8 protein-coding genes are annotated in these 11,950 nt (G+C 70.1%); 3 read left to right on the top strand and 5 right to left on the bottom strand.

Annotated features, from left to right (window positions below):
- Nucleotides 1–5: 5 nt before the first annotated feature.
- Nucleotides 6–1,670 (bottom strand): DEAD/DEAH box helicase, encoded by a 1,665-nt coding sequence (locus tag H507_RS15890; RefSeq protein WP_022910444.1) that lies wholly within the window; start codon nucleotides 1,668–1,670, stop codon nucleotides 6–8.
- Between the two features lie 195 nt (nucleotides 1,671–1,865).
- On the opposite strand from H507_RS15890, the gene H507_RS0109285 reads away from it, so the two are divergent.
- Nucleotides 1,866–2,546, top strand: coding sequence for a ferritin-like fold-containing protein (locus H507_RS0109285; protein WP_022910443.1), 681 nt, complete (start codon nucleotides 1,866–1,868; stop codon nucleotides 2,544–2,546).
- Nucleotides 2,547–2,556: 10 nt separating this feature from the next.
- Here H507_RS0109285 and H507_RS0109280 read toward each other — a convergent pair whose 3' ends face one another.
- The 4 genes from H507_RS0109280 to H507_RS0109265 form a co-directional block, all read right to left on the bottom strand.
- Nucleotides 2,557–2,781, bottom strand: a complete 225-nt coding sequence (locus tag H507_RS0109280; protein WP_022910442.1) for a DUF3107 domain-containing protein — start codon at nucleotides 2,779–2,781, stop codon at nucleotides 2,557–2,559.
- An 81-nt stretch (nucleotides 2,782–2,862) separates the two neighbouring features.
- Complete coding sequence (locus H507_RS0109275; RefSeq protein ID WP_022910441.1) at nucleotides 2,863–3,762, bottom strand: PP2C family protein-serine/threonine phosphatase; 900 nt, start codon at nucleotides 3,760–3,762, stop codon at nucleotides 2,863–2,865.
- 99 nt (nucleotides 3,763–3,861) lie between these two features.
- Entirely contained in the window at nucleotides 3,862–4,824 is a 963-nt protein-coding gene (gene ligD, locus H507_RS0109270; RefSeq protein ID WP_022910440.1) for a non-homologous end-joining DNA ligase, read from the bottom strand.
- Nucleotides 4,825–4,982: 158 nt separating this feature from the next.
- Nucleotides 4,983–5,189, bottom strand: coding sequence for a cold-shock protein (locus tag H507_RS0109265; RefSeq protein ID WP_022910439.1), 207 nt, complete (start codon nucleotides 5,187–5,189; stop codon nucleotides 4,983–4,985).
- Nucleotides 5,190–5,459: 270 nt separating this feature from the next.
- Between H507_RS0109265 and H507_RS15885 the strand changes: the two genes are divergently transcribed.
- Both H507_RS15885 and H507_RS15880 read left to right on the top strand, forming a co-directional pair.
- A complete protein-coding gene (locus tag H507_RS15885; protein WP_169512702.1) occupies nucleotides 5,460–8,660 on the top strand; it encodes an ATP-dependent helicase in 3,201 nt (1,066 codons plus the stop codon).
- A complete protein-coding gene (locus H507_RS15880) occupies nucleotides 8,660–11,917 on the top strand; it encodes an ATP-dependent helicase (RefSeq protein WP_022910437.1) in 3,258 nt (1,085 codons plus the stop codon). The genes H507_RS15885 and H507_RS15880 overlap by 1 nt, the downstream gene beginning before the upstream one ends.
- The last annotated feature ends 33 nt before the right edge of the window (nucleotides 11,918–11,950 follow it).

Here is an 11,950-nt window from a genome sequence, read left to right as displayed (position 1 = left end):
CGGCGTCAGTCGTTCGGACCCTGGGTGGTCGAAACCTGGGGGGTCGACGTCGGGGCACTCGAAGTCTGGGCGCTCGAACCCTGGGCCGGCGCCGAGGTGGCCCCGGCACCGCCGCGCGAACGGCGGCGACGGCGACGCGGGGCGCCGCCCTCGGGCTTCTCGGACTCGGACGCGCTCGTGGCGCTCACCTGCTCGCCCCCCGGGGTGACCGTCTCGCCGTTGCGGCTGCGGCGGCGTTCCCTTGGCTGGCGTTCGCGGCGAGGCTGGCTCTCGGAGCCGCGCTCACCCCCTCCGCGACGATCGTGGCGGGCGCCGCGGTCACGGTCCGGACGGTCCTCACGCGGCTTGGCGGGGATGAGTCGTCCCTTGGTGCCGGCGGGGATGTCCAGGTCGGTGAACAGGTGGGGGCTGGACGAGTAGGTCTCGATGGGCTCGGGGAAGTCGAGGGAGAGCGACTTGTTGATCGTCTTCCAGCGCGTGACGTCGGCCCAGTCGACCAAGGTCACCGCCACGCCCTTGTTCCCGGCTCGACCCGTGCGGCCGATGCGGTGCACGTAGGTCTTGTCGTCGTCGGGGCACTCGTTGTTGATGACGTGGCTGACTCCGGTGACGTCGATACCGCGGGCGGCGACGTCGGTGGCGACCAGGACGCTCACCGCTCCGTCGCGGAAACGCTTGAGGGCACGTTCGCGGGCGGCCTGGTTGAGGTCACCGTGGATGGGCGCAGCCGGGAAGCCCCGGTCGACCAATTCGTCGGTGAGCCGCTGCGCAGCACGCTTGGTGCGGCAGAAGATCATCACCTTCTCGACCCCGGTCGACTGCAGGATGCGTCCGATCACCTCGGGCTTGTCGAGGTCGTGCGCCTGGTAGACGAACTGGGTGGTGTCGGGCACCGTGGCCTGGGCGTCGTGTCCCTCGGCGCGCACGTTCACGGGACGCTGCAACCAGGTACGAGCCAGCGAGACGATCGCCGAGGGCATGGTGGCCGAGAACAACATGGTCTGGCGCGACTTGGGGGTCATGCCCAGCAGTCGCTCGACGTCGGGCAGGAAGCCGAGGTCGAGCATCTCGTCGGCTTCGTCCAGCACCGCGACGCGCACGTGCGAGAGGTCGAGCTTGCCACGGTTGGCCAGGTCGATGAGGCGACCCGGGGTGCCGACGACCACGTCGACACCGCGCTCGAGGGCCTCCAGTTGAGGCTCGTAGCCCACGCCTCCGTAGACCGTCAGGACGCGGGCCTTGCGGATCGTCGATCCCGTCTCGAGGTCGCGGGCCACCTGGACGGTCAGCTCACGGGTGGGGGTGACCACCAGGGCCTGCGGCTTGCCGGGGTGCTCGAGCTCGTCGAAGAACTCGTCACCCTCGATGAGCACGCGCTGCAGCACGGCGATGCCGAAGGCGAGGGTCTTGCCGGTTCCGGTGCGGGCCTGACCGATCAGGTCCACGCCCTCGAGCGCCAAGGGCAGCGCGAGGCGCTGAATGGCGAACGGGTGGGTGATGCCCACCTGGGCGAGGGACTGTTCGATGGCCGGCAGCACGCCGAGGTCGGCGAAGGTCTGCTCGATCTCGGGGGTGGGGTTCTCGTCGGTGACGTTGTCGTCGATGTGAAGAGTCAGGGTGGTGCCTTCGTTGTGCGGCGCGGGAGGCGCCGATCGGGCTGCAGGGCTCATCCGGATCGGAGGTGCCGCTGGCACCGGGGGGACGAGGGCGCGGAGACCATGGTGTCCACCCAGTGGTGTTCCCATGGCTCCGCAGCGCACGCTGCAGGGTCGGACACGATTGCCCAACCTTGTTCAGTCTACCCCGCCCACGACACGTTCGCCGACCTCACGGGCTGTGGGCGTGGTGATGGCTACCGTGGGTGCGTGAGCAGCAGCCAGACCACCACAGCCCAGACCGGTGAGGCCAACCAGGACGACGACGGCCGGGCGAGCCTGCGGACCCTTGTCGTGCTGGGCCAGCTGGATGCCTTCGAGACGATCATCGCCGATGCCCGGCTCGCGCCAGACCTCTCGTCCCGTACCCAGTTGACGCGCCTGGGGCTGCTGCAGTTCGCACCGGTCGACCGGTTGCTGGAGTCGATCGAGCCGGCCACGCTGGCGGGCACGGTGGCGGAGGCGCTGAAGAACTTCCACCAGTACACGCCGACCTCCACCTGGCCACAGGCGCTGGTGAAGACGGTGCTCACGTCCGGCATGGCCACTGACCTGCTCGACCTGCTGGATGGCTCGGCCATCGACGGGCTCGACCTGAGGGCCGTGGGGGTCGCCCATGCCGAGGCCGGACGCTGGGCGCGAGATCAGCTGTCAGGGGTACTCGAGGAAGACCCCGAGGTGGCCGGCCGGTTGGCGCTGTTCGCGCGCAGGATGCTCGGTGAGGCCAGCGCCCAGACCCAGCGCGTGGCGGGCCGGGCATCGGCCCTCGCGGCCCTGCTCACGGGACAACCGGCGGGGTCTTCCGCCGAGGTGGCAGCCACCAGCCAGTTGGTCGGACGACTCGTCGAACTCTCGGCGGCGCGCCTCGAGGAGCTGGGGCTCCAGCCCTGAGCCGGGCGGTTCAGACCGAGCCGAAACCCACCTGACGAGACTGCTCGATCCCGAGGTCGAGGTATCCCACCTGCTCGGCCGGGACGGCGATGGTGCGGCCCCGGTCGTCGGTGAGGGTGAACAGGCCGTTGTTGTCGCGCGCGTCGGAGAGCGCCTTCAGCACCTCGTCGGCCGTCGACTTCGACTCGAGCTGAATCTCGCGGGACACGTGCTTGATACCGATCTTGATCTCCACGGGACCCACCGTAGCGGTGTGTCGGGTTGGATCGGAGCGCGTGGGGTCGGTTGCGCCGAAGGCGGAGCCGCCTGATGTCCGTCAGTCCACGTGAGCCAGGGCGACGGTGATGTTGTCCCGTCCACCTTGCTGACAAGCCCACTCGGTGAGGGTCCTGGCCACGTCGCGCAGGTCCGTGCTGGCCCCCGCGGCCACTCGGCCGCCGCCGACCTCGGCAAGGGTCCGGCCGACGAGGTCACCCATCGCCTCGGGCGCCGAGGCGTAGTTCCACAGCCCGTCCGAGCAGACGACCAGGATGCCCGGCGCCTCGGCGCGGAAGTGCCTCATGCGCGGGTTGAGTTCCGGGGCGTCGGGTCCGATCCAGCGGGTGATGGCGTGGGCCTGGCGGCTCGACTCGGCCTGCTCACGGCTGTAGCCCAGCTCGATCTGGGCCTGGGCCAAGGAGTCGTCCACGCTCAACTGCACGGTCGCAGGTGCCGGCGCACCCGGGGTGGGGGCGTCGGGCACCCAGTAGGCGCGGGTGTCGCCGATGTTCCCGAGATGGATCTCATGCCCGTGCACCAGTGCAGCGACCAGGGTGCACGAGCCGACGGGTGAGCCGTCCTCGCCCAGCGCCAGCACCGCGCGCTGGGCCGCCTGGTAGGCCGAACCGAAGGTGGCGTCCCAGTCCCGGTCCGCGTCGGGCCCGACCGCGTCGAGCAGGGCATTGCGGACCGTGGTCGCCGCGACCTGGGAGGCCCGTTCAGCGCCGATGGAGCTCGAGACACCGTCGCAGACCACCAGCGCAGCCCAGTCACCGCTCACGCCGGCGGAGTAGGCATCCTGGTTGGTGCGGTGCCGTCGTCCGATCTCGGTGGCGACACCGACCCATGCGGCCGGGGCCTCGGCGTGTCGGGTGCGCTCGGGCGCCTCCTGGGGACGCTGCAACACCCGGGTCGGTTCGTCGGCCTGGTGTTCTGGCGGTGGGGACTGGTCGAACATCGTCTGCTCTCCATTGGTCGAGGGGCGATGGACGAGGCACAGTCCATCACGAACGGGGTCCGACGGCGTCCGGCGCGCTGGCCCCGGGGTGGCCGACTTTCACTGCTCGGGCGCGACGAACCGGGGCAGCGGTGCGGCGACCTCGGGGTCGAGCAGGTGTTCCCACACGTCACCCAGCGTGGCCACCCGCTCGGGGACGTCCCGGATCGTGAAGTGCAACTCATCGCCGGGGCCGACTGCCGCCACCTCGTCCCAGGTCAGGGGTGTCGACACGCGTGGTTCGGCGCGTCCGCGGGCCGAGTACACGCTGATGGTGTTGCGGTCGGCCCGGTTCTGCAGGTGGTCGACGTAGATGCGCTCGGGTCTGGCCGCCTTGTTCATGGTGATCACGAACAGGTCGGGGCGGGCGCGGGCCAGGCGCAGACCCAGGATCCGAACCTGGTCGACCACCTCCCGCCAGGCCGACGGTTCGATGGGCGCCATCACCTGCAGGCCCTTCGAGCCGGTGGTCTTCACGAAGGGAACCAAACCCTCCCCGGCGAGTTCGGTGGCCGCCATCATCGCCGCAGCCGCCAACTGGTGTGCGCTGATGCCCGGTCCCGGGTCGAGGTCGACGACCAGGGTGGTGGCCCGTACGGAGTTCTCGCCGTCGAAGCCGATCGGTTCACCCGCACCGGTGGGGGAGTCGCCGAGCCGCCACTGCGGGGTGTGCAGTTCGATGGCCGCGAGGTTGGCCAGCCAGACCAAGGTCGCGGCGTCGTCGGCGACCACGTAGTCGATCCGTGAACCGGCAGCCAGCACCTGCTGGATGTGCACCCACTCCGGGGTGCCGGCCGGGGCGTTCTTCTCGTAGAACGACTCGGCATCGGCGCCGTTGGGGAAACGCAGCCGGGTGATGCATCGCCCAGCCAGGTGCGGCAGCAACGTCGGCGCGATCGCGACGTGGTAGTCGATCAGCTCGGCCTTGGTGGTGCCGTCGGGGAACAGGACCTTGTCGAGATTGGTGAGGGTGAGCACGTGGCCGTCGACCTCGGTGCGCAGCCCCTCTGATTCGGCGGGCATTCCCGCAGCGTAGCCGTCGTGGGGTGACACGGTCAGTCTCCCTGCCGGTGGTGCGACCTCGGTCCCTCAGCACGGGGCCGGACGGGATGGGGCAACAGACAACGGGGCCCGTCCGTGTGGACGGGCCCCGTTGGGAAGTCTGGAGTCCAGACGGGTGATCAGCCGATCACGCGAACGTTCTCAGCCTGCTGGCCCTTCTGGCCCTGCGTCACCTCGAACTCGACGGCCTGACCTTCTTCGAGAGTCTTGAATCCCTTGGTCTCGATCGAAGAGTAGTGAACGAAAACGTCCTCGCCTCCGCCATCGATCGCAATGAAACCGTAGCCCTTGCCGGCATCGAACCACTTGACGGTTCCCTGTGCCATGTAAATCTCCTCGTGCACCGATCGGGGTGGATGCATTACCGCCCCCTGCTGCCATCGGTCTTTCCGTTGGCTGCAGTGTGACCACTCTTGCACAATCTGAGGCCAACCCCCACACCGGAGGGCCACGAATTTGTCAGATCGGGCTGATTGGATGTCCCTGTGACCCCAACGACGCCCCCCTCAGCCGTCCCAGTCGCCGGTGGCGACGGCACCAGGCAGGCGTCGACGAGGCCGCGAAGGGTGGTCCTGCCGCAGGCGCCGGCGCCCCTGGTGCCCGATCCCACCCAGGTCGCAGCCCTCTCGGCTGCCGCCACCACCGACTCGCTTCTGGTGCTCGGAGGCCCGGGCACCGGGAAGTCGAGCCTGGTCGTCGAGTCGGTGCGCCGCTCGGTCCTGTCGGGTGTGGCGTTGGAACAGTGTCTGGTGCTCGCCCCGACGCGCCCTGCGGCGCAGGCCCTGAGGGCCACCATCGCCCGAACCCTGGGGGGTTCGCACCTGCGCCCCCGGGTGATGACCGTCCACGCCCTGGCCCACTCGATCCGAGACCTGGCCGAGTCGCGTCACGACGACCCGTCCGGAGAGGGCGGGCGGGCACGTCTGTTGACGGCCCCCGAGGCCGAGTTCCGCATCCGGGAGCTGTTGCTCCGCCACGATGTCACCGGTTGGCCGTCCCACCTGCGCCACGCATCCAGGACCCTGGCCTTTGCCCGGGAGGTGAGGCAGGCGATCTCACGCGTCCGTCAACTCGGACTGGATCCCGAGCGGGTGGCAGCACTCGGTCGCGAGACCGATCGTCCCGAGTGGGTGGCACTGGCCGAGTTCTTCGAGGAGTACCTCGACGTGCTCGACTCCGAGCAGGTGCTCGACTACGCCGAGATCGTCCACCGGGCTCGCCTGGCCTTGCTCGACGACGACACGCTGGCGGCGGTCAGGCGCCCGATCTCCCGGGTCTGGGTCGACGACCTCGGCGAGCACGACCCAGCCCAAGTTGCCCTGCTGGTCGAGGTGGTCGGAGCCGCCATCCCGATCCTCGCCACAGGTGACCCCGGCACCAGCGTCTTCGGGTTCCGGGGTGCGGACGCCCGCGTTCTGGCCGACTTCGAGCAACTGTTCGGCGCAGCGGGCAGGCAGGTGGCGACCCTCATCCTTGAACACAACCACCGCAATGCGCCGGAGGTTGCCGCCGCGGTGACCCGGATCGAGGCCAGGCTGCCACGCCCGGTGGCGTTTCGTCCCGCATCCCGGGCCGCCGAACCACCCACTGCGGTCCGCCCCGGAACTGTCCGTGCCCGCGTCTTCGACTCCTTGGGCGCAGAGGCCGAGCACATCGCCCACACCCTGCGCCGGGCCCGACTCGAGGACGGCGTGCCGTGGGAGGGGATGGCAGTGATCACCCGCAGCGGGCGAGGCCTGCTGCCGCTGCTGGCGCGCACGTTGGCGGTGCAGGGGGTGCCGGTACGACTCGGCGCCGATGACATGCCGCTGCACGAGTCCGCCGCTGTGCGCGCCCTCCAGCACGGACTGGAGGCTGCCTTGGCGCTCTGCTCGGCCAGTGGCGGCGGCGCCGAGCAGGAGGCGGCTGCCGGCCCGGATCTGGCCCCCGATGTTGTCGACGCCCTGCTCAGGTCACCCCTGGGTGGGCTCGACGGACTCGCCCTGCGGCGACTGGGTCGTCAACTGCGCAGCCAGGCGGACGACATGCACGTGGACGTGTTGTCGTCGCAGGCCTGGCGCGCGGCTCTGGTCAGTCACCCGGACGAACTCCCGCACGTGGGTCCATCGCCGGAGGTCGACGCGGCGCGCAGGCTGGGTCGTCTGCTTCGGTCCGTGGCGGAGGTCGTGCGACGCGACGAGAGCTCCGCCGCGGCCCTGTGGGCGCTCTGGGAAGGAACTGGGTGGCCCACCGCACTGGAGCGTCAGGCCTTGGCCGAGGATGACGGGTCGGCCACCGCTCACCGCGACCTCGACGCCGTGATGGCCTTGTTCGATGTCGCGAACCGTGATTCCTCCCTCGTGGGTGCACGGGCGGTGCGTGCGTTGGTGGCCGAGATCGATGCCCACGACATCCCCGCAGACCATGCCCGCGAGACCGGGCCCCGAGCGCGGGGGGTTCTGCTCACCACGGCCCATCGCGTCAAGGGCGAGAGCTTCGACGTGGTCGTCGTCGCGGGCGTGCAGGAGGGCCAGTGGCCGACGACCAGGCGGGTGGGCACGATCCTCGACGCCAACCAGTTGACCGAACACGGCGTCACCGGGCTCGAGCCCTTCTCGGTGCGGGTCAACAACGAACGCCGACTGTTCCTGTTGGCGGTCAGCCGGGCGCGCACCCGCGTCGAGATCACCTGCAGCACCGGGGTCGAGGGTGAGGCGGACCAGCCGTCCCGGTTCCTGGCCGAACTGGTGGGTGCTGAGCCTCAGCGCGTGGTGGGCCGCCCTCGACGTCCCCTCACGATGACCGCCCTGGTGGCCGAGCTGCGGCGCACGGTGGAGGATCCCCATGCCTCCCCGGGGCTGCGCGAGCACGCCGCTGCCAAGCTCGCCTCACTCGGCCGCGCCCGCGGCGCCCACCCCGACCAGTGGTGGGGGATGCATGACTACACCCAGTCCGCCGCGCCGGCCAGCGACCGGACCCGCCCCGTTCGGCTCACCCCGTCCGAGGTCGAGAGCCTGCTCGGCTGCGCCCGGCGCTGGTTCCTCGACAGGCGCGCACGTGCCGAGTCCAGTCGGGGATCAGCGGCCAGCCTGGGCTCGGTGATCCATGTGCTGGCTGAACACGCCTCGGCCGCCCAGATCGGCGCCGGAGAGCTGATGGAGCGGCTCGACGAGGTGTGGAACCGCATCCCCTTCGACGCCGCGTGGCTCTCCCACTCGGAACGGGTGGTGGCGGAAGAAGCACTGGAGCGGTTCGCGCGTTGGGATGCGCGCTCGACCCGCACCGTGGTGGGAACCGAGGTGCCCTTCCGTGTCGTCGTTGACGTCCCCGACGGTGACAGCCTCGACCGGGTCGAACTGGTGGGCAAGGTCGACCGGCTCGAACTCGACGCCGAGGGACGACTGCACGTGGTCGACCTGAAGACGGGGCGGATGGTGCCCAACCAGAAGCAGGTGGACGAGCACGCCCAACTCGGGGTCTACCAACTGGCTGCCATGCAGGGGGGCTTTGCTGAGGTCGTCCCCGAGCACAGGGACGTGGGCGGGGCCGAACTGGTCTACCTGCGCAAGGCCGACTCGTCGGGCGGTCCGACCGTACTGCGCCAAGGATCACTGCAGAACCATCCCTGGACGGCCACCACCCCCGACGACGGATCGGCCGACAACTGGGTGCGGCACAAGCTGGCCCGGGCTGCGGCCACGGTCCGAGCCGAGCAGTACCCGGCCACGGCCAATGACATGTGCCGATTCTGTTCCCACGCGGGCTCGTGCCCGCTCTGGACGAACGAGCGCGGCACCATCCAGCCAGGGAGACGATGATGCGCACGTTCCATGACCCGGGCGAGCTCGTCGACGCCATGGGCATCCCCTTCTCGGCGCAGCAACTGCGTGCCATCACCGCCCCCCTGGAGCCGGCCGTGGTGATCGCCGGGGCAGGGTCGGGCAAGACAACGGTGATGGCCGCGCGGGTGGTGTGGCTCGTGGGAACGGGGCAGGTTCGTCCCGATCAGGTGCTCGGCCTCACGTTCACCCGCAAGGCCGCCGCCGAACTGGGGCATCGAGTGCGGGCCGCGCTGCTGAAGGCGGGGGTGATCACCGCCGGCGTCGACGAGCAGGGCGAGGAGGTGGTGATGACCTATGACTCGTTCGCGGGTCGACTCGTCACCGAGCACGGCTCCAGGATCGGTGTCGAGAATGCCTCGGCGCTGATCACCGGCGCCGCTCGGTACCGGTTGGCCTCGCGGGCCGTGAACCGGGCGCCGGGCCCCTTCCAGCACGCCTCCAGACTGCGCCCCGACTCGCTCACCGAGCGGGTACTCGGTCTCGAGGCGATGATGAGCTCCCATCTGGTCACCGCGGAACAGATCAGGGAGCACGCCCTCGTCCACGAACGCCGACTCGACGAGGCCCCCCGCTGGAGGGGAAACCCCTACAAGGCCATCGAGCAGGCAGCGGCCACGTCCGCGGAACGGGTCGAGCTGCTGGGTCTGGTCGACGACTACCGAAGCCTCAAGAACTCCCTGGGGGTCACCGAGTTCGCCGACCAGATGGCGGTTGCTGCCCGGTTGGCCGACCAGGTGCCCCACGTCGGACGAGTGCTGCGCGAACAGTTCCGGGTCGTGCTCCTGGACGAGTACCAGGACACCTCGTCGGCCCAGGCGCAGCTGCTGCGAGCGCTCTTCTCCGGCGACACCCCCGCCAACGGGCTGGGCCACCCCGTCACCGCGGTGGGAGACCCCTTCCAGGCCATCTACGGATGGCGCGGCGCCGCGGCCAGCAACATCCTCGCCTTCCATCGCGAGTTCCCCCGCGTGGCCGGCACGGGTTCGCAGCCCGCGGCTGCCTACCAGCTCACCGTCAACCGGCGCTCCGGGCCGCACATCCTCGAGGTCGCCAACGACATCGCCGGATCACTGCGGGGCGACCCGGTGCTGCTCAAGCACGACCCCAGCGGTGCGCAGACGCCGGGCGCGCTCGTCGCGCCCGATGATCGACCCGGCGGGGTGGTGCGGGTGGCAAGCTTCGACACCTGGCCGGAAGAGGTTGCCCACATCGCCGACGACATCGTCCGGCTGCATCGGGAACGGCCAGACCTGGACTGGAAGGACTTCGCGGTGTTGCTGCGGAGGAACGCCGACTCGGGTGATGTGCACCAGGCCCTGGTCGGGCGAGACGTGCCCGTCGAGATCGTGGGCCTCGGTGGTCTGCTGGGCCTGCCCGAGGTGGCCGAGGTCGTCGCGACGCTCAGGCTGGTCAACGACGTCACGGCGAACCCCGAACTCGTGCGCCTGCTGACGGGGCCACGGTGGCGGATCGGTGCGCGTGACCTGGCCCTGCTCGGAGCCCGGGCCCGTGAGTTGACCCACCGCGAGGGCGCGGGGCAGGAGGTGCCCGACCTGTTCGGCGAATTGGCCGAGGCCGTCTCCGACACCGACCCCACCGATGTGGTCAGCCTGCTCGATGCCACCGGCGACCTGGGGGAGGGACCCTACTCGCCCCAGGCCCGGGAACGGTTCTCTGCCTTCGCGGCAGAGATGGCACGACTCCGCCGACACTCCAGCGAGCCCGTGCTGGATCAGGTGCGCCGGGTGATCACGCTGCTCGGCCTGGACATCGAGCTCAACACCAGTGGACGCATCGGCGCCTCCGACCAGCTGGCTGCGTTCATCGACTGCATCGCCGACTACGTCGACGTCGACGGTGACTCGTCGCTCTCGGGCCTGCTGGCCTGGTTCCAGGCGGAACTCGACCACGGTGTGGGGCTGGAGCAGGCCACTCCCAGTGCCCGGGACTCGGTCAAGCTGCTCACGGTGCACCGGGCCAAGGGTCTGGAGTGGGAGGTCGTCTACCTGCCGGCGTTGGTCGACAAGACGTTCCCCTCCGACCGGCTCACGGACAACTGGGTGACCACGGCCAGCGCCCTCCCCGCCGTGCTGCGCGGTGACGCCGACTCGATCGACCAGTTGCCCGAGTCCCTCACCAAGCAGGCACTCGATGACTACGCGGGGGCGCAGCGGGCCTCCAACCGGTTGGCCGAGGATCGGCTCGCCTACGTGGGGGTCACCCGGGCCAGGGAGGAACTGGTGGCCACCTGCCATGTGTGGCGACCGGCCCAGGCCAAGCCCAAGGAGGCCAGCAGCTACTTCACTGCTGTCGCCGCGCAGGCGATCGAGCAGGATCGCGTCGACCATCTCGCGGGCCCCACGGCTGATGTCAACCCGATGCTGGGCGGGGCCGAGACGACCGCGTGGCCGGTTCCGGTCGACGACGCACAACGCGGCCGGCGCATCGACGCGGCCGAACGGGTGATGCGGAGGATCGCCGACCCCGACGCGCCGTTGCCCGATCTGTCCACCGAGGACGCGAACCTGCTGGCGTCGTGGGACGCGACCCTGGCCGCCCTGGAGGACGAGCGCGCGGCTGATCTCGCCGACCGTGACCAGGTGACGCTGCCGGGCTCCCTGTCTGTCACCCAGGCGATGCGGCTGGCAGCCGATCCGGCGGAGTACCTCAAGCGGATCCTTCGACCGATGCCAGCTGCGGCCTCACGCTCGGCGAGCCTCGGCACGCAGTTCCACGCCTGGGTGGAGTCGCGACTGGGCCAGCAGTCGCTGCTCGAACCTGAACCCGAGGACTCAACCGACGACGGCGACCCCGCCACCACCGCCAGGTTGGCGGCCCTGCAGCGGGCGTTCGAGGCATCATCGTGGGCGCAGCGCACGCCCGTGGCGCTCGAGGTTCCCTTCGTCCTCACCGTCGGTGACGGATCCGCAGAGGGCGGAGCAGTGCAGCTGCGGGGTCAGATCGACGCCGTCTACCCGGGCACCGATGAGCACACCGATGCGGTGCTCGTGGACTGGAAGACCGGGCGCGGCGCCGCGGACGAGAACCAACTCGCCATCTACCGGCTCGCTTGGGCTCGCGCCCAAGGGCTGCCCGTCGAGCGGGTTGCTGCGGGGTTCGTCTACGTGGGCAGTGGACGAGAGCACTGGTCGCAGCGTCACCTCGACGAAGCAGGCATCCTGTCGCTGATCACGGCTGCCCGACGTGATTCTCAGGACAGCACCACCTCGTGACGGGCACGAGGTGTCGGCCGCGGCGAGTGGACC

Origin of the sequence: Aestuariimicrobium kwangyangense DSM 21549 (assembly GCF_000421525.1) — a bacterium.
Taxonomy (GTDB): domain Bacteria; phylum Actinomycetota; class Actinomycetes; order Propionibacteriales; family Propionibacteriaceae; genus Aestuariimicrobium; species Aestuariimicrobium kwangyangense.
The sequence above is the reverse complement of the archived record's forward strand: the minus strand, read 5'-3'. Positions and strand labels throughout refer to the sequence as shown.